The organism is Polaromonas sp. P1_F9 (assembly GCF_056405615.1).
The window spans coordinates 155,880-179,346 of record NZ_JBFUBT010000005.1; the positions used below are offsets into that span (position 1 = coordinate 155,880).

Annotated in this window: 19 protein-coding genes; 11 read left to right on the plus strand and 8 right to left on the minus strand. The window is 64.1% G+C overall.

The features are described from left to right. Nucleotides 1-4: 4 nt before the first annotated feature. From AC1DYR_RS16470 to AC1DYR_RS16500, 7 genes are all read right to left on the minus strand, one after another. A complete protein-coding gene (locus AC1DYR_RS16470) occupies nt 5-817 on the minus strand; it encodes an SDR family NAD(P)-dependent oxidoreductase (protein ID WP_477706048.1) in 813 nt (270 codons plus the stop codon). A 52-nt stretch (nt 818-869) separates the two neighbouring features. Further along, on the minus strand, nt 870-1,613 hold the full coding sequence (locus tag AC1DYR_RS16475) for an SDR family NAD(P)-dependent oxidoreductase (protein WP_477706049.1): 744 nt from the start codon (nt 1,611-1,613) through the stop codon (nt 870-872). 191 nt (nt 1,614-1,804) lie between these two features. Then, nucleotides 1,805-2,734: a branched-chain amino acid ABC transporter permease gene (locus AC1DYR_RS16480; RefSeq protein ID WP_477706050.1), complete on the minus strand. Its 930-nt coding sequence runs from the start codon at nt 2,732-2,734 to the stop codon at nt 1,805-1,807. Nucleotides 2,735-2,759: 25 nt separating this feature from the next. Then, on the minus strand, nt 2,760-4,112 hold the full coding sequence (locus AC1DYR_RS16485; RefSeq protein ID WP_477706051.1) for an ABC transporter substrate-binding protein: 1,353 nt from the start codon (nt 4,110-4,112) through the stop codon (nt 2,760-2,762). Nucleotides 4,113-4,152: 40 nt separating this feature from the next. Further along, nucleotides 4,153-5,055 (minus strand): NAD(P)-dependent oxidoreductase, encoded by a 903-nt coding sequence (locus AC1DYR_RS16490; RefSeq protein WP_477706052.1) that lies wholly within the window; start codon nt 5,053-5,055, stop codon nt 4,153-4,155. A 51-nt stretch (nt 5,056-5,106) separates the two neighbouring features. Continuing rightward, complete coding sequence (locus AC1DYR_RS16495; RefSeq protein ID WP_477706053.1) at nt 5,107-7,050, minus strand: bifunctional 5-dehydro-2-deoxygluconokinase/5-dehydro-2-deoxyphosphogluconate aldolase; 1,944 nt, start codon at nt 7,048-7,050, stop codon at nt 5,107-5,109. Next, entirely contained in the window at nt 7,047-7,940 is an 894-nt protein-coding gene (locus AC1DYR_RS16500; RefSeq protein ID WP_477706054.1) for a MurR/RpiR family transcriptional regulator, read from the minus strand. The genes AC1DYR_RS16495 and AC1DYR_RS16500 overlap by 4 nt, the downstream gene beginning before the upstream one ends. A 192-nt stretch (nt 7,941-8,132) precedes the next feature. On the opposite strand from AC1DYR_RS16500, the gene AC1DYR_RS16505 reads away from it, so the two are divergent. From AC1DYR_RS16505 to AC1DYR_RS16520, 4 genes are read left to right on the plus strand one after another with little or no spacing between them, the layout of a single operon-like run. Beyond that, nucleotides 8,133-9,146, plus strand: a complete 1,014-nt coding sequence (locus AC1DYR_RS16505) for a branched-chain amino acid ABC transporter permease (protein ID WP_477706055.1) — start codon at nt 8,133-8,135, stop codon at nt 9,144-9,146. Further along, entirely contained in the window at nt 9,143-9,886 is a 744-nt protein-coding gene (locus AC1DYR_RS16510; RefSeq protein ID WP_477706056.1) for an ABC transporter ATP-binding protein, read from the plus strand. The genes AC1DYR_RS16505 and AC1DYR_RS16510 overlap by 4 nt, the downstream gene beginning before the upstream one ends. Then, the gene (locus tag AC1DYR_RS16515; RefSeq protein WP_477706057.1) at nt 9,883-10,629 is read left to right on the plus strand and encodes an ABC transporter ATP-binding protein; all 747 of its coding nucleotides are present in this window, start codon (nt 9,883-9,885) and stop codon (nt 10,627-10,629) included. Before AC1DYR_RS16510 ends, AC1DYR_RS16515 begins: the two co-directional genes overlap by 4 nt. Before the next feature lie 6 nt (nt 10,630-10,635). Then, a complete protein-coding gene (locus AC1DYR_RS16520; protein ID WP_477706058.1) occupies nt 10,636-11,256 on the plus strand; it encodes an ATP-binding cassette domain-containing protein in 621 nt (206 codons plus the stop codon). Between the two features lie 20 nt (nt 11,257-11,276). Here AC1DYR_RS16520 and AC1DYR_RS16525 read toward each other — a convergent pair whose 3' ends face one another. Next, on the minus strand, nt 11,277-13,079 hold the full coding sequence (locus AC1DYR_RS16525) for a sigma 54-interacting transcriptional regulator (RefSeq protein ID WP_477706059.1): 1,803 nt from the start codon (nt 13,077-13,079) through the stop codon (nt 11,277-11,279). Between the two features lie 258 nt (nt 13,080-13,337). Between AC1DYR_RS16525 and AC1DYR_RS16530 the strand changes: the two genes are divergently transcribed. From AC1DYR_RS16530 to AC1DYR_RS16560, 7 genes are all read left to right on the plus strand, one after another. Next, nucleotides 13,338-14,792, plus strand: coding sequence for a benzaldehyde dehydrogenase (locus tag AC1DYR_RS16530; RefSeq protein WP_477706060.1), 1,455 nt, complete (start codon nt 13,338-13,340; stop codon nt 14,790-14,792). Between the two features lie 80 nt (nt 14,793-14,872). Then, nucleotides 14,873-15,640 (plus strand): coniferyl-alcohol dehydrogenase, encoded by a 768-nt coding sequence (locus AC1DYR_RS16535; RefSeq protein ID WP_477706061.1) that lies wholly within the window; start codon nt 14,873-14,875, stop codon nt 15,638-15,640. Nucleotides 15,641-15,724: 84 nt separating this feature from the next. After that, a complete protein-coding gene (locus AC1DYR_RS16540) occupies nt 15,725-17,404 on the plus strand; it encodes a DUF1302 domain-containing protein (RefSeq protein WP_477706062.1) in 1,680 nt (559 codons plus the stop codon). Between the two features lie 22 nt (nt 17,405-17,426). Further along, a complete protein-coding gene (locus AC1DYR_RS16545) occupies nt 17,427-18,785 on the plus strand; it encodes a DUF1329 domain-containing protein (protein WP_477706063.1) in 1,359 nt (452 codons plus the stop codon). Then, complete coding sequence (locus AC1DYR_RS16550) at nt 18,785-19,864, plus strand: WD40/YVTN/BNR-like repeat-containing protein (protein WP_477706064.1); 1,080 nt, start codon at nt 18,785-18,787, stop codon at nt 19,862-19,864. The genes AC1DYR_RS16545 and AC1DYR_RS16550 overlap by 1 nt, the downstream gene beginning before the upstream one ends. A 39-nt stretch (nt 19,865-19,903) precedes the next feature. Then, complete coding sequence (locus AC1DYR_RS16555; RefSeq protein ID WP_477706065.1) at nt 19,904-22,318, plus strand: efflux RND transporter permease subunit; 2,415 nt, start codon at nt 19,904-19,906, stop codon at nt 22,316-22,318. After that, a complete protein-coding gene (locus tag AC1DYR_RS16560) occupies nt 22,315-23,454 on the plus strand; it encodes an ABC transporter substrate-binding protein (RefSeq protein ID WP_477706066.1) in 1,140 nt (379 codons plus the stop codon). Before AC1DYR_RS16555 ends, AC1DYR_RS16560 begins: the two co-directional genes overlap by 4 nt. Nucleotides 23,455-23,467 lie beyond the last annotated feature (13 nt).

Genomic DNA, 23,467 nt, shown 5'->3' on the forward strand with positions numbered 1-23,467 from the left:
TGCCTTACTGCGAGGCGGTGATGCCGCCGTCAAGATAAAGAACTTGCCCGGTGACAAACCGGGAGGCGGGCGCCGCAAAAAACACCGCCGCACCGGCCACGTCCTGCGGGTCGGCCACACGGCCCAGCGGAATGCGCGCCAGCACCTGTTCCCGCGTCTCGGGATTTTCAAGCCAGTGGCGCGCCATCTCGGTCTGCACCACCGTGGGCGCGATGCCGTTGACAGTGATGCCGTACGGCGCCAGTTCACTCGCATGCTGGCGTATCAGCATGACCAGGCCGCCCTTGCTGCTGCTGTAGGCTGAATAACCGCGCCCGCGCAAACCGAGCTGCGCGCGCACCGAAAGCAAATGCACGTGCGCGCCGCCCTTGCCGCCTGCAACCTGGTGTTTGGCCGTCGCCTGTGCCAGGAACATCGCGGCCTTGAGGTTGACCTGCAGCACCTCGTCAAAGGCTTCTTCGGTGACCTCGAGCAAGGGCTGCTCGCGTTGCATGCCCACGCAGTTCACCAGGATGTCGAGGCCGCCCCACCGCGCGGCCACCGCGTCGACGGAAGCCTGCATCTGCGGCACCGAATGCGCGTCCATGGCCAGACCCATGGCCTCGTGTCCTGCCCCCTGCAAGGCCGAGGCCACGGCCCGCGCCTTGGCCTCATCGCGGCCCGACACCGCGACGCGCGCGCCGGCCATGGCCAAGCCCCAAGCAATCGCCTCGCCTATGCCGCCGTAGCCGCCGGGCACATAAGCGGTTTTACCGCGCAGGTCGAACAGGCCCGTCAGCGCGGTGTTGAAATCAACAGAGGGTGTGATGCTGCTCATGGATGGCGAAATTGTGGGCGTAAAGCGGGAACAGCGGCGAAAGGGCTTTCCCTCAGTCCATCAGCAAGCCACCGTTAAGGTCGATGATCTCGCCCGTGATGAATCCCGATAACGGCGACGCGAGGAAGCGCACCACGTGAGCGAACTCCTCAGGTTCGCAGAAGCGGCCGACCGGGATGTCCTTGAGCAGCTTCTGGCGCTGCTCTTCATTGAGCTGTTCGGTGATCATGGGCGTTTTGACGTAAGCGGGCGCGACGGCATTGGCCGTGACGCCAAAGGGCGCGAGTTCGCGCGCCAGTGAAAAGGTCAGCGAACTCATCGCGCCCTTGGACACCGAATAGGCCGTGCCTGCTGTCAATCCGCCTGTCTTGGCCGCCAGGGAGCTGGTGTTGATGATGCGGCCGAAGCGCCGCGCCTTCATTGCCGGCACCACCTGCTGCGCAAGGTAAAAAGCGCCGTCGAGGTTGGCGCCCATCACGCGCCGCCATTCACCCGCTTCGGTGGCCTCAATCTTGTTGTTGGACAGGATGCCCGCGTTGTTGACCAGAATGTCGACAGGCCCGAAGGCCTTGACGATGAGCGCATGGCCGTCGCTCACGGCGGCCGTATCGCTGATGTCAAACGAGAACGACAAGGCGCGCGAACCCAGCTCATTGGCCAGCGCGCGGTTGCGCTCCTGGCTCACATCGACCATCGCGACCTTGCAGCCGTCTTCGAGCAAGGCCTTGACAACGGCCAGGCCCATGGTGCCGGCCGCGCCCGTGACCAGCGCGACTTTTTCTTGAAGCGGTTTCATCAATTAACCTTCATACATTAAAGAACTTTCTGTACCAGAACACCGCGGAACCGGCTTCGCCGGGCCGCTAGTGTTGCCCCGGAGGGGGAGGCTAAGCGAAGCGCAGCCACGGGGAAGGCCAATTTCTCCGGGCCGCAGCTGTTGCCCCTTGGGGGGTTCCGGCTACACGAAGTGAGACGAGGCAGGGGGTCTCACTGATCGAGGACGCTTTTCTTGCCGAAGAGGCCGCGCGAACGAAACGTCACCACGGCAATGAACAACAGGTACATGGACATCAGCGACCACTCGGACGCGTAGGAGCCCGTGAGTCCCACCACCATGCCGACCATGAGGCCCGCAATCACCGCGCCCCACAGCGAGCCCACACCGCCCAGCACGATGATCAGAAACGCCGGCACCACGGCGTCCACCCCCACATGCGGGCGTATGCCCCAGATGGGCGCCATGACCACCCCGGCGATCGCCGCCAGCGCCACGCCCAGGCCAAACACGAAGAGGCGGAGGCGCGAGAGGTTGATGCCCAAGGCACGCACCATTTCGCTGTCGTGCGCGCCGGCCTTGATGATGGCGCCGTAGGGCGTCTTCTGCAAGAACGTCCAGAGCAGCACGATCATGAGGATGGCGAATCCGCTGGCGAAGAAGCGGTACTTGGAATAAACCAAGTCACCGATCAGGAAGGCGCCGGAGATGACCTCGGGCAGCATCAACTGCTTTTCCGACGAGCCCCACACCAGGCGGATAACCTCTTCAATCACCAGCGCCGCGCCGAAGGTCAGCAGCAGGCCGTAGAGCGGGTCGCGGCCATAGGTGCGCCGCATGCACAGCTCCAGCAACATGCCGAAAATACCCACCAGGATGGGCGCAAGAATGAGTGCCGCCAGGTAACGCGTTCCCAGCGGCAAACTCATGTACCAGGCCTGCAGATTCGGAAACATGCCCAGCTGCGGTGCGATCAGGAAAAGCGCGAAGTACATGCCCAGCGCAAACAGCGAGCCGTGCGCCAGGTTGATGGTTTCCATCACTCCCACGATGAGCATGAATCCCAGCGCGATGAGCGCGAACAACAAGCCCAGCGAGATGCCGTTGACGAGGTGCGGAATAAGCTGAAGCAAGAAGTCCATTGCGGTCTTTGGAGCTTGAAGTAAATCAGACTTCGTAGCTAGGTGTCGAGTCGTAGCTCTCAAGCTTGCAGGCGCCGCTGGCATCCTTGTCCGCCACATCCTTGGGATCGGCCTGTGTGAGGATCTTGAAAATGTCGTCTTTCTCGGCGGGCTGGTCGTTGTAGGTCGCCATGTAAATCGTCTGCTGGCACTGGTGAGTGACGGGATCCATCCACGCGTCGTAGTGCTGCAGGCGGTCGGCCGCGCTCATCTTGCGGCCTTCGAGTTTTTTGATCACGGCAATGTTGTTGGTGGTGCCGGCCTCTTCCACGCATCGCAGAAGTTCGCGCGTGGCCATATAACCGTTGTGATACACATTGCCCGGCACGCGAATCGCCATGCCCGGGAACTGCTTCTGGTAGGCCGCAACGAATTCTTTCACGCCGGGCAGGCCCAGGCGCCAGTACCAGGTGGTGCCGAAGACGCCGAAGATGGCCTCAGGGCCCAGACCGTAGACGTCGGGCCAGTCCTGCTGGTTGTTGATCCACGCCATGGACTGGTTCATCTTGAGCTGCACCACCTGCTGGCGCAGCGCCTTGATGTCGTCGCCGCCCACAGCCGTGGCCACCACATTGGGCTTGAGCTGCTGCAGCTTGAGCAGGTAGGACGAGAAGTCGCGGGTGTTTTGCGGCACCAGCAGTTCCTCAACGATGCGCCCGCCGTTGGCCTCTACGATCGCGCGTGTCGCCTTGGAGGTAGTGTGGCCCCACACATAGTCGTTGGTCAGCAGCACCCAGTTCTTGCCGCTGGCCTTGATGGCGTTCTTGACGATGGCGTTGGAAAAGTTGGTGCCGTTGCCGTCCCAGACGAACTTGGTGCGGTGGCAGTCCTTGCCGGCTTCGGTCGGGCTGCTGGAATTGGTGTTAAAAAATACCGTGCCGTATTTCTGCGCAACCTGCGAGATGGCATTGGAGACGCCTGAGTGCACTGCACCGATCAGGAAGGAAGCCTCATTGCGCGTGATCATGCGTTCGGCCACGCGCGAGCCGGTGGCCGGCGTCGTTTCCGTGTCGATATGGATGGCCTCAATGCGTCGGCCCAGCACGCCGCCCTTGTCGTTAAATTCCTTGATGGCCATCATGGCGCCAAGGCGCTCTTCGGCGCCCGAGGCTGCGTACAGGCCCGAAGCGTCCATGGTCAGGCCAATGGTCAGCGGTTTCTTCTGGCCGGTCTGCGCCCAGGCGTGGTTGTGCTTCCACGGCCCCATGAAGGGCGCCGCGCCGTACAGACCCGCGCCCACCAGCGCCAGGCTGGAGTGCTTGAGCAGCGCGCGGCGCGAGGTGGCCTTGCTGTCGGATTGGGATTCAGGTGTTGCGTGGTTGTTCTTGATGTCGCTCATGGTTTTGTCTCCTGCGTGTAAAAGGGTCAAACGGGTTGGCTTAACGGGGAACGATCTTGACGTCGTTGAGTTTTTCCTGTGCTTCGAAAAGGGAGGCGATCAGCTTGTCGCCGTAACCGGCGTTGCTGGCCTGGATCAGGCTTTGGTGCGTGGCTTCACCCATGAAGCTGGTGACGGGCAGCATCTCGGCCAGGTGGGTGTAGTAGCGCAAATCTTTTTGCGCATTGGCGATGCCGAACTTGAAGCCGGTGACGTCGCCTTCCTTGAGCGTTTTCGTTGCCATCATCTGGAAGATGCCGCAGTTCACGCCGCCGGCCGAGATCACGTCATAGAGGCGGTTGAGGTCCAGCCCGCTTTTGGCCGCCACCGCAAAGGCCTCGGCAATCGAGGCCGCAAAGCTCATGGCCATCATGTTGTTGACCAGCTTGAGCACGTGGCCATGGCCAGGCGGGCCGACATGAAAGATGTTTTCGCAAAAAGCCTTGAGCACGGGTTCCAGCGTTGCGAAGTCTTCGGGCTCCGCGCCCACCATGGTGTTGAGCCGACCTTCCTCGGCTTCCTTGGGCGTGCGAGCCAGTGGCGCATCGACCAGCTTGATGCCTTTGGCCGCAAGGTCGTTGCGGATACGGGTGCTGGAGGCAGGCTCGGCCGTGGAGGTGTCAACCACGATGAGGCCTTTACGGCCGCTGTCCAGCAGGCCATCCTTGCCGTAAACGATGTCTTCGACCTGAGGCGAGCCCGTGACGCAGATGAAGACGATGTCGCTGGCCTGCGCGCACTCGGCGTTGGTCTTGGCCTCCCTGGCTCCGGCGGCGATCAGGTCGGCCAGATTGTCGCGGTTGCGGTTGATCTTGAAAGTCAGGCCGAAGCCTTTGGCCAGCAGGTTCTTGGCCATGCCGTGGCCCATCATGCCGATGCCGATAAATCCGATTTTTGGTGTCATGTTTGTCTCCGTCTTCTTTCTCGTTGTGTTTTGTGTGTTGTGTTTGGCGGCTCAGTTCACGACTTCAGCGGCGCCTGCTGAAACAGCGGTCCCTTGGCCTGTTCTAGCCTGGTCCCACAGCGTGATCAGCCGCGCATAACGCTCGGCAATGTCCTTGACCACTGCCGCATCGTCCATGGCGCCGGAGAACCAACCGTTCGCAGCATCGGCAAAGATCGAACGCCCCACCGCGAAGCCGCGGCAGACGGCGTGCGGTGCCGCGATGCGAAAGCTCTGGTCGAGTTTTTCCTCGCTGGCTTCCAGGCCCAGCATCAGCACGCCACGGCAATGCGGGTCATGCTGGTGAATGACCGCAGCGATCTTTTGCCAGGCAGCCGTGTTGGCGGCGGGCGGCAGCTTCCACCAGTCGGGGAAAATGCCGGCCTGGTAAATCTGCTCCAGCGCCAGCGGCACGGTGTCGTCATCCGTCGGCATGTCTTTGGGCGGAATGACTTCGATGAGAAATTCGTGAAAGCTGTCCACGCTGGCGCGCTGCAGGTCGGCCAGTCTGGCAAGCTGGCTTTCGCGCAGGGCCGGCGTGTCCTGCGGGTGGTAATACACCAGGCATTTGGCGACGTGCTCGCCGGGCCAGGTCCGCATGGCGGCGCCCAGGCCTGCACCGGCCTCGAACTGCAGCGGGCGCGAGCCCGGCAGTTCAACCGGCCTTGCGACCCACCAGCCCTTGCCGGTCACCGTGGGAAGCACCTCTTCGCCAAAGCGGCCGTCCACGATCACGCCCACGCCACCGCGCGCACCCGCTCCGAGCCGCGCACCTTCAGCGATCAGGGATTTGAAGAGGGGAATGCGTTCGTTGCCCGCTCCATGGCGCGCTGCGATATCTTCCAGCTGCATGCGGTGGTCGAACGCGAGGATGACCAGCTCCTCCCAGCGGCGCGTACGCGTGCTGACGCGGTGCAGGCGTTCAAGTTGCGCGTCTTCGCGCAGGCGCCGAGTAGGCGAACCATGTACCAGAAAGAACTGCAGTTCTTCCCAGCTGGCCATGGCAGGGGCACACCCGTGACGTGACACCACGAGTGCGCCACAGGCATTTGCATAAGCACAGCAACGCGCGAGCGGCTCGCCCGGAATCCAGCCGCGCAGGAAGCCCGACATGAAAGCGTCGCCGGCGCCGAGTACGTTGTATACGTCCACCGGAAAACCGGGGCCTTGCAATCCCTTTTGCAGCGAGTCGGGAATCGCGCCGTCGAACACGACACAACCCATGGGCCCGCGCTTGACGACCAGCGTTGCGGCCGTCAGGTCGCGCAAGCGGCGTAACGCAGCGAGCGTGTCGGTGCTGCCGCCGGCGATATGAACTTCTTCTTCGGTACCCACTATGAGGTCGCAGTGGCCGACGACGGTTTGCAAATGCGCGCTGACTTCACCGGAAGGTACAAAGCGTTGCTCGCCCATACCCGGGCTGGTCAGGCCCCACAGCACGGGGCGGTAATCGATGTCGAGCACTACGCGAGTGCTTGCAGCTTTTGCCATCGTCATCGCCCGGAGGCAGCTTTCATACGTTTGCGGCTGTGACAGGTGCGTGCCCGAAATCAGCAGCGCCTTCGCCGAAGCGATGAAGGCCGCGTCAAAGTCGTCCGGGCTGATCGCCATGTCGGCGCAGTTGTCGCGGTAGAACACCAGCGGAAAGGTGTCGCGGTCCTGAATTCCCAGGAATACCAGCGCTGTCAGTCGCCTGGCGTCGGTGGCGACATGGCTCACGTCCACGCCCTCGGCCGCCAGGGTTTCGCGGACAAAGCGGCCGTTGTGTTCATCGCCCACACGGGTCAGCATCGCGGGCTTCAGACCCAGGCGCGCCACGCCCACCGCGGTGTTGGCCGGCGAGCCGCCCAGATACTTGGTGAAGCTCTGCATGTCTTCAAGACGACCGCCGATTTGCTCACCGTACAAATCCACGGCGGCGCGGCCCACGCAGATCAGGTCCAGCGGGCGGCTCATACGGCCCCCTTGCGCGCGTGTTTAGCCGCAGCTTTGCCGCCGCCTTTGGTTTTAGCCTTCGCTGCGCCCTGCTCGGCCAGCTGATGACCCGTGCTGACCACCAGCGCCTGCGCCAGGCACAGTGGCGCGACCAGCGAGCGGAAGGGTTTCGACGAATCGTCAGCCAGTTCCAGGCAAACCCTGGCATGCGCCTTGAGCGGCGAGAGCGGGCCGTCGGTGATGGCGATCACCACCGCGCCCAGCTCGGCGGCCTCAGAAGCGGCCGCGATGACTTCAGGCGAATAGTTGCGAAAGCTCGCGGCGATCAGCACGTCGCCGGGCGCGATGGAGCGCAGGCTTTCGCGCAGCATGCCGCCCGTGCCATCGAGCAAATGGGTACGCAGTTCTAACTGGCTCAGCGCATAAGCCAGGTAGCCCGCCACCGGAAAGGCGCGGCGCTGGGCCAGCACATGGATGCGCGGTGCCGACGCCATGAGTTTGACAGCGGCCTTCAGGTCAGCCTGGGCGATGCTTTCTTCCAGATGGCCAAGCTCGGCCACGGACTCGCTCACCAGCTGGTGCAACACACCGGCCGGCGCGCGCTCGCCGTTGAGCTGCTTGCGGCGCATCTGGTCGATGCGCTCACGGTAGCTGTCGGATCGCTCCAGCAGGTGGCCGCGAAACACCTGCTGCATTTCGGAAAAACCGCCAAAGCCCAACGCATTGGCAAAGCGGATCATGGCCGAAGGCTGCACCTCGGTCGCTTCGGCCACCGTCGCCACGGTGCCCAGTGCCAAGTCGTTGGGTTGCTCAAGGGCGAAGCGCGCGATGCGCTGCAGCTGCTTGGACATGTCCGGATAAGCCCGGCCAATCAGCGCCTTGAGTTCTTCGTAAGTCGTTGCAGAGTCCATATGTCGTTTGCCGCCTCGGGGAAGGCGATGAGCCGGTTGGCTGCATCGCGTCAATTTAGAATAAATGTTCTTGCGTATTTAAATAATAGAACGTACATTCTGTTCTGTCCAGCCCTTCTTCAACTTTTCTTTCAGCATTGATTTCCAGCGCTTTATTCCTTCATCCAGAACAATCGAAGAGACAAGGTACCCATGCAACTCGCTTCCGGTCGCGCGCCGCTCATTCCTTTACCCATGCTCATCACCCTGTTGGTGCTACTGTCCACCCCGCTATGGGTGGGCCGCGTCGGGCTCTACCAATACCTTGCGCTGGAGATCATGATCTGGGTGCTCTTTGCGATGGGCTACAACCTGTTGCTGGGTTTTACCGGCCTGCCCTCCTTCGGGCACGGCGCCTTCTTTGGCACGGGCGCCTACGCTTTCGGCTTGCTGCAGCTCAAGGTCTGGCCCAATCTGTGGTTTGACCTGGTGGGCGCAGTCCTCGTGACGGCGGTGCTGGGCGCGCTGGTGGCGCTGTTCATCTCACACCGGCGCGGCATTTACTACGCGCTGCTCACCATCGCCTTCGGCCAGGTGTTCTGGTTCATCGCCAACAAATGGCACACCGTTACGGGCGGAGAAGACGGGCTGCTCAACATCAAGCGCCTGCCGGCCGATTTCGGTTTCGTGTCGTTCAACCTCTCTGGCAACAACGCGCTCTTTTTCTTTTCACTGGTGCTGTTCGGGCTGGTGCTGCTGGCGCTGTGGCGGTTGATCCATTCGCCGCTGGGCCGCATCTTCAGCGCCATCAAGCAGAACGAAACGCGCGCCGCCTTTGTGGGCTACAACGTCTGGCTCTACAAATGGCTGGCGTTCACACTGTCCACCGCGGTCGCGGGCCTGGCCGGCGCGCTGTTTGCGATGGCGCAGCAATCGGCGTATCCGAATGTCATGAGCCTGCACAACTCGGGCTTCGTCGTGATGATGGTGCTGATCGGTGGCGGTCTCGTGAGCTTCTGGGGACCGGTCATTGGCGCCACCTTCTTTATCCTGGCGCGCGACCTGCTGGGTGCCTACACCGAGACCTGGCTGCTTTGGTATGGCCTCGTCTTCATGGTCATGGTGCTGTTCAAGCCCGAAGGCATTGCCGGCGCATGGCAAGCCTGGAAGGCCAGGCCAAAGCGGCCGGTGGCAGCCAAGCCCGCCCCCGCAGGAGGTGCGCTGTGAAGCTCTTCGAGGCCAACGGCCTGTCCAAACGATTCGGCGCCCAGGTCGTGCTGCAAGACATCACCCTCAGCTTCAACGAAGGCGAGCTCAACGGCATCATGGGCCCCAATGGCGCGGGCAAAACCACCTGCTTCAATGTGTTGACGGGCCGTTACAAACCCGACCGCGGCCGCGTGACCTTTGCAGGCGAAGACATTACCGGCCTGTCGCCACGCGAGATCGCGCGCAAGGGTGTGTCACGCTCCTTCCAGATCATGAATCTCTTTGACAGCTACACCGCGCTGGACAACGTGCTGGTGGCCACGCCGCATGTACGCCGGCAAGGCTTCAACCCCTGGCGTGATCTGGGCGCCGACAGTACGGCACAGCAGCTGGCCGCAGCCGTGCTGGAGCGCGTGGGCCTCAAGGGCAAGGAGCACGTGCTGGCCAGCAGCCTTTCATACGGTGAGCGCCGTGCGCTGGAGATCGGTGTGGCACTCGCGGCCCAGCCGCGCATGCTGTTTCTCGATGAACCCACCGCCGGCCTGGGCGCCGAAGGCACTGCACGCCTGATGGAGCTGGTGAAAGAACTCAAGCGCCAGCTCACGATTGTGATCATTGAACACGACATGAACTTTCTCTTCAAGCTCGCCGACCAGATCTCGGTCATCCACTGGGGCCAGGTCATCAGCCAGGGTACGCCCGACCAGCTGCGGCAAAGCGAATGGGTGCGCCGCTCCAACCTGGGAGCGCTGGCATGAGCGCGGTGCTGGAATCCGCCGTCCAGACCGTTTCACAGCCGGCGAACATGCTGGCCGTGGAGCGCATAGACACTTTTTACGGCGAGACGCAGGTGCTGTTCGACGTGTCGCTCAAAGTCGGCGCCGGCGAAGTGGTGGCGCTGCTGGGCCCCAACGGCGCGGGCAAAACCACGCTGCTGCGCTCCATCCTGGGCCTGACGCCGCCGCGCAAGGGAAGCATCGCGTTTGATGCGCGCGACATCACGCGCATGCCCACGCACGAGATCGCCAAGGCAGGCATGGGCTGGGTGCCTGACGACAGGCGCATCTTCCCGACGCTGACGGTGGCGCGCAACCTCGCCATCGCGCGCAAGGCCACACGCTTCAGGTCCTGGCACGAGAAAGAGTGCTTTGAGATTTTCAGCGCACTCGAATACCTGATGCACCGCGAATGCGAGAACCTCTCGGGCGGCGAGATGCAGATGGTGGCGATCTCACGCGCCTTGCTGGGCTCGCCCGGCCTGGTGCTGTTCGACGAACCCAGCCAGGGCCTGGCACCCAAGGTGGTGCAGGACGTGATGAAAACCATCAGCCGGCTCAAGGCCGAAGGCATCGCGGTGCTGGTGGTCGAGCAGAACGTGCAAAGTGCGCTGCAGGTGGCCGACCGCGCCTATGTGATGAACCAGGGCGTCATCGTCCACGAGGGCCCCGCGGCCGACCTGCGCAACGACGCCGCCTTGTGCCGGCAGCTTTTGGGAGTCTGAGCCAGCATGAGCCATCCACTTTTACGCGTTGAAAATGTCGCCAAGCAATACCAGCGCGGCGTCTTCCGCAAGACCACGACCTTTTCATTGAACGCCGATTTCGAGGTGCACAAGCCTTGCGTGGTCGGCGTCATGGGTCCCAACGGATCCGGCAAGACCACGCTGTTCGAGTTGATCACCGGCAGCAACCTGCCCAGCGCGGGCCGTGTGCTCGTCAACGGCCAGGACATCCACCAGGTGCGAACGCGCGAGCGTGACCGGCTGGCGATCCACTACCACCAGTCCTACCAGGTGCGGTCATTCCAGAAGACCAAGCCCGACTTCATGCTGGCGCACGCGCAAAGCGATTCGCCGCTGGTGCATTTGTTCGACGAGCCGCAGTTCAACACACAGGACGGCTACATCGGCTTCATGCTGGATTTCTTCGCCAAGCTCAAAACCAACGGCCGGCTGGTGTTTTTATGCCTGCATCCCAACGAGCCTTATCACGTCGACATCCTGCGGCAATGTTGCGAGCGTTTCATCTTTGTGCAGAAAGGCGCGATCAGTGAGGCGCCGGACTTCGACACGCTGGCGCGCGACGAGAAGGTCAGGGCTTACCTGGGGGCGCTGGCGCCGGCAGCTTGACCCACGGCGCCGCACGCGGTTCAAATCAGGCTGTGTTTTCTGGCGCGGTAAGCCAGCTTCGCCCGCGTGGTGTTGAGCCGCCGCGCCGCTGCCGAGAGATTCCCCTGGGAGGCGGAGATGGCGCGTTCCAGCATGTCGCGCTCGGTTTGCTCCAGGGTCTGCGGCGAAGCGGTGGTGCCCGCCGGCACGGGATGCGCGCCGGCCGGCGCCTCGTCGAAATTCAAGGTGCCTGAACTGCCCTGCATCCGCAAGGTCATGACCTCGGTGCTCAAGGTCTCGCCGCCGGTGAATAAGTGATGCACGTCGATCAAGCCGTCGGCATCGGCCATGATCACCGCGCGCTCGATCAGGTTTTGCAGTTCGCGGATGTTGCCGGGAAAGTCGTAGTTCAGCAGCGTGCGCACCGAGGCCTGCGTGAAGCCGCCGGTGTTGCAGCCGTGCTTGCGCCGGTAGTGGTTCAGGAAATGGTTCATCAGCAGGGGAATGTCGTCGCGCCGTTCACGCAGCGGCGGCAGGTGGATGGGGAACACATTGAGCCGGAAAAACAGGTCTTCGCGAAAGCGGCCTTCGCGCACGGCCTGGCGCAAGTCCTCATTGGTGGCAGCCACCACGCGCACGTCGACCGCAATGCCGCGCGTGCCGCCCACGCGCTCGACCTCGCCCTCCTGCAGGGCACGCAGCAGCTTGCCTTGTGCCACAAAACTCAGCATGCCGATTTCGTCCAGGAACAGGGTGCCGCCGCTGGCCCGCTCAAAGCGGCCCGGCCGCGAATGGCTGGCCCCGGTGTAGGCACCGCGCTCCACGCCGAACAGCTCGGACTCGATCAGGGTTTCCGGGATGGCCGCGCAGTTCACGGCAATGAAAGGCTGGTCCTTGCGCGGGCTGATCCTGTGCAGCATGCTGGCGAACTTCTCCTTGCCCACGCCCGACTCGCCGGTGAACAACACGGTAGCGGTCGTGCGTGCCACCCGGCTCAATTGATGGCAGGCCGCGTTGAAGGCGGATGAGGCTCCCACCATCGCGTCGCCGGCCGGCACGTCGCTGGGCGCAAGGTCGGCCGGGCCCGCTTCGGCGCGCGCGTATGCCGCGGTGTCGACAAACTCCCGGGCGTTCAGGTAGCGCATGTCCTCTTCGATGTTGTCCCACTTGTCGGCGGACTTGCCGACCACCCGGCATTGCGCCTGGCCCATGGACCGGCACATGGTTTCCCGGAAAACGATGAGGCGGCCGAACAGCGTGCTGACGTAGCCCGTGGCGTAACCCACCTGCATCCAGCAGGCCGGGGAGCCGCCGATGCCGTAGGCGGCGATGTGTTCATCGTCCTCGCTGGAGTTGTGCCAGATGAACTCACCCTCGTAGCCGCTGGTGTCCGGGTCGTAGGTCACGCTGACCAGCTCGACCTTCACCACGCCCTCGAGCGCGTGCAGGCGCGTGCCGGCCATGGCGGCAGCTGGCGGGTCGGCGTCGGGCCAGTGCTTGCGCACCAGCTGGGCGTCGCGGGCGCCGCTGACGTAACCGGCGCGGGTAAACAGGCCGCGGGCTTTTTCGATGCCCAGGCTGTCGATCATTTCGCGGCGCATGGAACCCAGCGCCTCAGTGTGCAGCAACACCATGCGCTGATCCTGCAGCCAGATGCGCCCGTCGCCCGGCGAAAAGAACAAGCATTCGCTGATGTCCGCAATTGTCGGGTGCGTGTCGCCGCCTATGTACGTGCTGGCAAACCCGCCCATGGCCTTGGCCACCGACGCGCTGTCGAAGCTGCCCAGCGCGACCCCGGTGGCCCGGGCCACCTCGGCCAGGGAAATGCGATCGGAAACGCGCATGGCCTTGCTCCTCGATTTGATCAATTGGTGAAATTTGATTCAACTTTATAACTATTTGATCAAGAAAGCATGGGTGGTTTCCATGTGCTGCACCGCAGCAAACATACCTAGGGTATGTCCCCGTTTTTCCAGTGAAAAAGCTTTGGGTGCAGCGCAGCAAGCGGGCCCCGGCACGCGGCGCTGGTACATGCATTGCGATACAGGAGCACGACGCGCCGATGTGGCGAGCTGATCAAACAACCGTAAGGACAAAAGCAAATGGGTGTATCCGACGCGATGGCATTTCTGGATTTTTCCGCGCTGGCGCAAGCGCCGCTGGGCGGCGGGAAGCGCGACGTGGTCGAGCCGGCGACCGGGAAAGTGATGTGCACGGTGGGCATCGCCAACGCGGCGGATGTGGCCACGGCCACGCGGGCGGCGGCCAACGCGCAAAAGCCCTGGGCCGCCCTGCCCCCGCGCGAGAGGGCCGATGTCTTCCGCCGCGCCGGCGCGCTGTTCCAGCAGCACTTTGATGAGCTCGCGCTGTATGCCACGCGGGAGACGGGCGGCATCCTGCCCAAGGGGCAGCATGAGATTCGCGAAGCCATCACCATCTGCCACCTGGCCGCCGCCATGCCGCTGCAGCCCCAGGGCCATGTGCTGCCGAGCGTGCCTGGGCGCACCAGCATCGCCCGCCGCGTGCCGCACGGCGTGGTGGGTGTCATCTCGCCCTTCAACTTTCCGCTGATCCTGACGCTGCGCGCCGTGGCTCCGGCGCTGGCTGCAGGCAATGCCGTGGTGATCAAGCCCGACACCCGCACGCCGGTGACCGGCGGCCTGATGATCGCGCGCATTTTTGCGGAGGCCGGCCTGCCCAGGGATTTGCTGCACGTGTTGCCCGGCGACGCCGAGGCCGGCGAAGCTTTGGTCACCGACCCGCTGGTGCCCATGATCGCCTTCACCGGCTCGCCCGCAGTGGGCAGGCGCATCGGCGAGCTTGCAGGTAAGCACCTCAAGAAGGTGTCTCTGGAACTCGGCGGCGCGAACTCGCTGATCATCCTGGACGACGCCGACCTGGACATCGCCGCGAGCAACGCCGCTTGGGCCGCCTACCTGCACCAGGGCCAGATCTGCATGGCCGCCAACCGCGTCCTGGTGCACCAGAGCATCGCGGCCCCCTTGCTGCAGCGCCTGGTCGCCAAGGCCACGCACCTGCCGGTCGGCGACGGCGCCACCGGCCAGGTCGCTCTCGGGCCGCTGATTGACGCGCGCCAGCGCGACCGCGTGCATGCCATCGTGCAGGACAGCATCAAGGCCGGCGCCAAGCTGGAAGCCGGCGGAAGCTATGACGGCCTGTTCTACAAGCCGACGGTGCTGTCGGGCGTGAAGCCCGGTATGCGCGTGTTCGATGAAGAGACCTTCGGCCCGGTGGCCAACATCATCACCTTCAGCAGCGACGAGGAAGCGGTTGCGCTGGCCAACAACAACACCGGCAGCCTGGCTTGCGCCGTGATTTCACGCTCGGTGGGCCGCGCCATGGCGGTGGGGCAGCAACTCAAAGCCGGCATGGTCCACATCAACGACCAGACCGTCAACGACGACTGTGTCAATCCCTTCGGCGGCCCCGGCATCGCGGGCAACGGCACCAGTGTGGGCGGCCCGTCCGACTGGGAGGAATACACGCAGTGGCAGTGGATGACCGTCAAGGACACCGCGCCCATGTTCCCGTTCTAACGGACCGCTTCGCTTTTTCCGACTTTTTTGACTCACCACCTGAAGGAGACCTTCATGAATCCGCATACCCGGGAGGCTTTATGAGCCTGCAAGGCAAAACCATTGTCATCACCGGCACCTCGTCCGGCATCGGCGCCGAGGTGGCCAGGCTGGCGCGCTTCCAGGGCGCCACGGTCATCGGCATGGACCGCAACGATCCCAGCCTGACGCTGGACGGCTTCATCAAGGCCGACCTCGGCACCGCCGCGGCCATCGATGCCGCCGTGGTCCAGCTGCCGGCGCAGGTTGATGCCCTGTGCAACATTGCCGGCGTGCCCGGCACGGCCGACGGCGAGCTGGTGGCCCACGTGAACTACCTGGGCCTGCGGCACCTGACGGAAAAGGTGCTGGCGCGCATGCCGCGCGGCGGCAGCATCGTCAACGTGGCATCCATATTGGGTGCCGAATGGCCGCAACGGCTGGCCCTGCACAAGGAGCTGGCCGCCGCCAAAGGATTTGAAGCCGGTGCCGCATGGCTGCACAGCCACCCGGTGCCGCAGGCCACCTGCTACCAGTACTTCAAGGAAGCCCTGATCGTCTGGAATGCCACGCAGTCGCAGGAGTGGTTCCTGGGCAAGGGGGTGCGCATGAACTGCGTGGCGCCCGGCCCGGTGTTCACGCCCATCCTCGGCGACTTCGTGGCAATGCTGGGCCAGGAGCGCGTTCAGGCCGATGCGCATCGCATGCTGCGCCCCGGCTTTGCCGATGAAATCGCACCCGTCATCGCATGGTTGTGCAGCGATGCCGCGCGCTGGGTCAGCGGCGCCAACATTCCCGTCGATGGTGGTCTGGCCTCTACCTATATCTAACTACATCCAACGCTGACACGCCGCGGGTGCGAGGGCACCCATCCCCCATTCACGTAACAACGACACATAACGAGGAGACATTCGATGAACAAGGTATTCAACCCCTTCAGGCCAGCCACACTGGCCTTGGCCTGCGGCCTGGCTTGCACACTGCCGGCCCACGCCCTGGAACTGGACAACGGCGACCCCGACACCAAAATCCGGCTGGACTTCACACCCAAGTACAGCCTGGCCTGGCGGCTGAAGGACCCGTCCGCACTGCTCACCTCGCCGGTCGCTCGCGGCGATGGCGGCGTGACCAACGAGAACGACGGCGACCTCAACTTCAAGAAGGGCCTGATCTCCAACCGCGCCGACCTGTTGACCGAATTTGACTACAGCCGCAGCAACTGGGGCCTGCGCATCAGCCACTCCGCCTGGTACGACTCGCAGTACCTGCGCGCCAATGCCAACGACGGCACGGCCGGCGTCAGCAATTTCGCCGGCCAGGCCGCCAACCAGTTCGTCCCGGCAACCCGGGACCAGCATGGCCGCGGCGACGAATTCCTTGACGCCTTCGTCTGGGGCAAGGGATCCATCGGCAGCATGCCAGCCTCGATCCGCGTCGGCAAGCACGCGCTGCAGTATGGCGAGAGCGTGTTCTTCGGCCAGAACGGCATTGCCAACGCGCAAGGCCCGGTGGACATCGCAAAAATCGTCTCGGTGCCAAACTGGCAGTTCAAGGAAGTACTGCTACCGGTAGAGCAGATTTCCGGCACGCTGCAGGTGGCCGAGGGCGTGACGCTGGGCGGCTACTACCAGCTCAAGTGGCGGCCCAGCAAGATCCCTGGGGTTGGCAGCTATTTTTCCAACCAGGACTACATAGGCGGCGGCCGCGTCTACCTCGGCGGGCCGGTGCTGCCCACCGACAGCGGCCGCGACCAGAAACCGGGTGACAGCGGCCAGTTCGGCGCCCAGTTGCGTTGGGCGCCGGCCGGGAGCAACTATGAGTTCGGCGTGTACGCGGCACGCTACAACGACAAAACTCCGGCCGTTCCGGTGTTTGACCTGATCAACGGCAATGTGCACAACGTCTACGCCAAGGGCATCAAGACTTTTGGTGCCAGTGTCACGTCGTCGATAGGACAGCTCAACTGGGCGCTGGAGGGCTCGGTGCGCACCGACGCACCACTGGCCAGCGACCCCGCCGTGCTGGGTGGTGCACCTTTCATGCCACCTGCCAACTGCGACGGTTCGCCCTCCAACCCGTGCTATGCCACCGGCAAGACGGCGCACCTGAACCTGTCGGGCATTTACGTGCTCAACAAGTCCAGCCTGTGGGACGGCGGCGCCCTGGTGGCCGAACTGGCCTGGAACCGGCTCATGAGCGTGACCAAAAACCCCAGCGCCGTCGGCTTTGGCGGGCTGGATCCCAACGCAACGCGGAACGCCGCGGCGTTCCGCATGATCTTTGAGCCGCAGTACTTCCAGGTGCTGCCGGGCCTGGACCTGTCACTCCCGCTGGGCCTGGGCTACAACTTCGGCGGCCGTTCCGCAGCCGTTATCAACTTTGCTGGTGGCGCCAGCAACGCGGGCGACGTGAGCATAGGCATCAAGGGCAAATACCAGAACGTCTGGAACTTTGCCCTGAACTACACCGCCTTCTTCGGCAAGGAGAACACCCTGACCGTCACGGATCCCAGAACCCCCACCCGCATGCTGTCTTATGGGCAAACCCTGAAAGACCGCAACTTCGTTTCCTTCACCGCTTCCCGCACCTTCTGAAAACATTACAGAGACAACCATCATGATGCAGACCGCAAAACACCCATTGCTCGTGGCCGCCCTGCTGGCCGGCGCCATGTCCGCCCAGGCCGCCGTCACGGCCGAAGAGGCCGCCAAACTCAAATCCTCGCTGACGCCCATGGGTGCCGAAAAAGCCGGCAACAAGGACGGCACCATTCCGCCGTGGGAAGGGGGCCTCGCCAAGGCCACCCCGGGCTACAAGAACGGCGATGCCCGGCCCGACCTGTATCCCAACGAAAAACCCATCCTGTCGATCAACGCCAAAAACATGGCGCAGCACGCCGACAAGCTGACCGACGGCGTGCAGGCCCTGATGAAGAAGTACCCCGACTTCCGCATCGACGTGTACCCCACGCACCGCACCGCGGCGGCGCCGCAGTCGGTGTACGACAACACCTTCAAAAACGCCACGCGGGCCAAGACCATTGAAGGCGGCTACGGCATGGAAGGCGCTTTTGGCGGCACGCCGTTTCCGATTCCCAAAGACGGCTATGAAGCCATGTGGAACCAGCGCACGGCCTGGCGCGGCGGAAACTTCGCGATGCCGATGCGCGTTTGGGTGGTGACCTCCGACGGCAAACGCACCATGGCCTCCGGCGGTACGCAGACCATACGCCAGGCCTTCTACGACAAGGACGGCAGCGCCGAGAAGTTCGACGGCTATTACCAGTACGGCAAGCTGGTGGTCAACGCGCCGGGCTCCAAGGCGGGCGAAGCCATTCTCGCGCTCGACGGCGTCTCGGATGCCGCGCCGCGCGGCCTGTGGCAGTACCTGGTGGGCCAGCGCCGCGTGCGCAAGGCGCCTTCCGTGGCCTATGACACACCCGACTCGGTGACCTCTGGCATCGGTCTGTTCGACGAGGCCTTCACGCTGTTTGGCCCGATCGACAAACACGAATTCAAGCTGGTAGGCAAGAAGGAAATCTACATCCCCTACAACAACAACCGCGCCGCCTCGGCCAAGATCGAAGACCTGGTGACGCCCAACACGCTGAACCCGACCCAGGTGCGTTGGGAGCTGCACCGCGTGTGGGAAGTCGAGGCCACACTGGCTGCCGGCAAGCGCCATGTGGTGCCCAGGCGCAAGTACTACATCGACGAAGACTCCTGGCAAATCGCGCTGTTCGACGGCTGGGACGCCAAAGGCCAGCTCTGGCGGACCAACTACGCACTGATGCTGACGGCACCGGACATTCCGGCCGTGACCAACGTCGTGCTGTGGGGCGGCTATGACATGCAGACCGGCGCCTATTACCTGAACATGGCTTCCAACGAGCTGCCCAAACAGTATGAAATGCAGCCGCCGATTCCGCGCTCCTTCTTCAGCGCTGAATCGCTCGCCAGCGAAGGCGCTCGCTGATGACCGGAAGTGCCCAGCCTCGCGCTGCGCGGCGGACAGCCCTGATGGGGCTGCTCGGCTGGGTGGCCTCCGCTGCACTCCCCGCGTGGGCTGCCAACGGGCCCGCCGTGTTGTCACAGCCGGCGCTGGTCACGCCCAAGGCGTCAGGCGCGGCCACATTGGCCGTGACACGGGCCGGCACCCGGCTCGTGGCGGTGGGAGAGCGCGGCACGGTGTTGCTGTCGGATGACCATGGCGCCACCTGGCGACAGGCGCAGGTGCCTGTGCAAGCCACCTTGACGGCCGTGTGTTTCGCCGATGAACGCACCGGCTGGGCCGCAGGACATCTGGGCGTGATTTTGCGCAGCGTCGACGGCGGGGCCACCTGGGAAAAGCAGCTCGATGGCATCCAGGCGGCCGAACTGGTGAAGCAGGCTGCGCAGCGCAGTGGCGACAGCCAGGCCATGGCGCAGGCAGAGCACCTGGTGGAAGAAGGTGCGGACAAACCGTTCTTTGACCTGGAATTCGTGGATGCCCGGCGCGGCTTTGCCGTCGGTGCTTACAACCTGATGTTTGCCACCGAAGACGGCGGCAAGACGTGGGCCGCATGGGGACTACGGCTGCCCAACCCGAAAGCCCTTCATCTGTACGGCGTGCGCGCCCACGGCCGCACGCTGGTGATCGCCGGTGAGCAGGGCTTGCTGCTGCGCTCAAGTGACGGCGGGGCCAGCTTTACCGCGTTGCAGTCACCGTACAAGGGCAGCTTTTTCGGCCTGCTGCGCACCCGAGGCGGCGCGCTGGTGGCCTACGGCCTGCGCGGCTCGGCCTATCGCTCGACAGACGAGGGCGTGCACTGGGACAAGCTCGACACCGGCGTGCCCATGGCGGTGGGAGCCGGCATGGCTTTGCCGGACGGCGGTTTTGTTCTGATGAGCCAGGCGGGTGACGCCCTGATGGGCACCGCAGGCGGGCCCGGCCTGCGGCGCATCCCGGCACGCGAGCCGGTCCCGGTTTCCGGCGTTGCCCTGGCGGCCGACGGCAGCCTGGTGCTGGCAAGCCTGCGTGGCATGCGGCACTTGCCCGCACTGCCGGCTAATTGAAAACAACGAAGAGACATGCGCCGCCAATGGCGAAACTTTATGTACGCCGATTCCTCCTCTTCCGATCTCCAGCCCGTCGTCGCACGGCTGGAGGATTTCGACACGCGTTCGGGCACGCTGCTTGAGCGCGCTTTTTTCAATCACCGGCCCTGGGTCATGGCGGTGTGCCTGCTGCTGACCCTCGTGCTGGGCTGGCAGGCCACCAAGCTGCAGCTCAACGCCAGTTTTGAAAAAACCATCCCGACGGGCCACCCCTACATCGTCAACTACCTGGCCCACAAGGCTGACCTCGGCGGCCAGGCCAATGCCTTGCGGCTGGTGGTGGAGGCCCGGCAGGGCACGATCTTCGACAAGGCCTACCTCGATGCGCTGCAGAAGATCAACGACGAAATCTTTCTGCTGCCCGGTGTGGACCGGCCCTTCATGAAGTCGCTGTGGACCTCCAACACCCGCTGGGTGGCCGTGACCGAGGAAGGCCTGGACGGCGGGCCGGTGATCCCTGATGCCTACGACGGATCACCCGCCAGCCTTGCCGGGCTGCGCGCCAACGTCGAGCGCTCGGGCGAAATCGGCCAGCTGGTGGCGGGCGACTTCAAGTCCAGCATCGTGTTTGTTCCCTTGCTGGACCGTAATCCGGAAACCGGTAAGGCGCTGGACTATGGCGATTTGTCACGCCAAATCGAAATCCTGCGCGCCAAGCACGGCAACGATGCGCTGCAGATTCGTGTGACCGGCTTCGCCAAGGTGGCTGGTGACCTGATCGAAGGCCTGCACCAGGTGCTGCTGTTCTTCCTGCTGGCTCTCGCCATCACCACCGCGGTGCTGTTTGCCTACACCCGCTGCGCCCGCAGCACAGCGCTTGTGGTGGCGTGTTCGGTGGTGGCGGTAGTCTGGCAGTTCGGCCTGCTGGCATTGCTGGGTTATGAGCTCGACCCTTATTCAGTTCTGGTGCCCTTCCTGGTGTTCGCCATCGGCATGAGCCACGGCGCGCAAAAGATGAACGGCATCATGCAGGACATCGGCCGCGGCACACACCGGGTGGTCGCAGCGCGCTACACCTTTCGGCGCCTGTTCGTCGCGGGCCTGACCGCGCTGCTCTGCGATGCCGTGGGCTTCGCAGTGCTGGTCATCATCCAGATCAAGGTTATCCAGGACCTGGCCCTGATTGCCAGCATCGGCGTGGCGGTTCTCATCTTCACCAACCTCGTGCTGCTGCCCATCCTGTTGTCTTACGTGGGCGTGGCCCCCACAGCGGCGGCACGCAGCCTGCGCCAGGAAGCATCGCAAGGGGCACAACGTTCATGGCTGTGGGCCTTGCTGGATCACTTCACGCAAAAGCGCTGGGCCACGGCAGCAGTGGTCGCTGCGGCGCTCATGGCCGCAGGCGGCTATGCCATCAGCCTGCATTTGAAAATCGGCGACCTCGACCCCGGCGCATCCGAACTACGGCCCAGTTCACGCTACAACCAGGACAACGCCTACCAGATTGCCCACTACGCAGCGAGTGCCGACATCCTGACCGTGATGGTGACCACGCCCGCGGATAAATGCACGGCCTATGGCACGCTGGCCAAGGTGGACGCCCTGGCCTGGCAGCTTGAGCAATTGCCGGGTGTGGAATCCACCAACTCGATGGCCGCGCTGTCCAAGCTGGCCATGGTGGGCTACAACGAAGGCAACTTCAAGTGGTTTGAGCTGCTCCCCAATGAAGGCGCCCTGGGCGGGGTGCAGACGCGCGCGCCGCGCGAGCTTTTCAACCAGAGCTGCTCATTCCTCGCGCTGTACGTCTACCTGAAGGACCACAAGGCCGAAACCCTGGCGCGCGTGGTGGCCGATGTGGACCGCTTCGCTGCGGTCAACAACACGCTGGACGTCACCTTCAAGCTGGCAGCGGGCAGCGCCGGCATTGATGCGGCGACCAATATCGTGGTGGGCAAGGCCATGCGCGAGATGCTGCTGTGGGTGTATGCAGCGGTGGTGATTTTGTGCTGGATCACTTTCCGCTCCTGGCGCGCAGTGGTGGTGGCGGTGCTGCCGCTGGTGCTGACCTCGATCCTGTGCGAGGCTTTGATGGTGGGCCTGGGCATGGGGGTCAAGGTCGCCACGCTGCCGGTGATTGCGCTTGGCGTGGGCATCGGCGTGGACTATGCCCTCTATGTGCTCAGCATCACGCTGGCCCGCATGCGCGAAGGTGCCAGCCTGTCCGAGGCCTACCACCATGCGCTGCAGTTCACCGGCCGCGTGGTTCTGCTCACCGGCATCACGCTGGCGCTGGCCGTCGGCACCTGGGCTTTTTCGCCCATCAAGTTCCAGGCCGACATGGGCATTTTGCTGGCCTTCATGTTTGTCTGGAACATGGTGGGGGCGCTGGTCCTGCTGCCCGCGCTGGGCTACTTCCTGCTGCGGCCGGCAGTGGCCCTGCCCACGCCGGTCAATGTACGAGTGCCGGTATGAACCCGCGTAGCGACACGCTGGCGCGCCGCACGCGCAGGCTTCTTGCGGCGGCGATGCTGCTGGGCGCGGGCGCGGCAGGCCATGCCGCGCCCGACGCCCTGGTCATCGGCCAGTCTCTGCCGCTCACCGGCGCGGGCTTTCCGGTCGCCAACCGTGTGCTGGCCGGCGCCCGTGCGCATGTAGAGCGCGTCAACGCGTCGGGCGGAATTGCCGGGCGCCGCATCGAGCTGGTGACGCTGGACGACGGCGGTGACCCACGGCGCGTGGCGGCCAATCTGCGCACCCTGGTGAGCCAGCACAAGGCGGTGCTGATTGCCAATTGCCTCGGTGAACGAGCCTGCCTTGAGGCTGCCCAGGCCACGCGCGAACTTCGCGTGCCGCTGGTCGGCCCGATGTCGGGCGCGTCGGCTTTGCGCTCTCCCGATGTCCGCCATGTTTTTAGCCTGCGACCGGATGATGCGCGAGAGGCAGATGCACTGGTGCGCCAGCTGGCATCCATCGGCGTCACCCGGGTGGCGGTGCTGGCCGACGGTTCCGAACCAGCGCGCACCGAAGCGCTGGTGGCAGCCTTGCAGCGCGACGGCCGGCAAGTCACGCGCATCACCGCCGACGCGCGGCTGGCGTCCATCGAAGCGGCATTCCGCGACGTGGCCAAGGCCGCGCCGCAGGCCCTGGTCCTCAACCTGGGAAACGAGGTGCTCGATTCGCTGGGTCGGCTTCCGGCTTCAGCCTACGAGAACGCGCCCTCCACCATCGCCACACTCTCGACGGCCGGGCTGACGCAGTTGACGCGCCTGTTCCGCAACCGCCTGGTGGGGTACACCAGTGTGGTCCCGAACCCCGAGGTGGCCCGCCTGCCCATCGTACGTGAACTCGAGCGCGATGCAGACGATTTCATCGGCCCCGAGGCTATGACCTTCGAAGGCCTGGAGTCCTACCTGAACCTGCGTGTCTGCACGGAGGCACTGCGCCGCGCCGGGCCCCGAGCCGACGGGCTGCGCCTCGGCGAGGCGATTGAAAGCCTTGGAGCACTGGACCTGGGCGGCTTCAGGCTCTCGTTCGGCCGGGAGCGGCACCACGCCTCGGACCATGTCGAGATCGGCATGCGCGCCCGCGACGGCAAATTGTTGCGATGAACACGTTACCCAC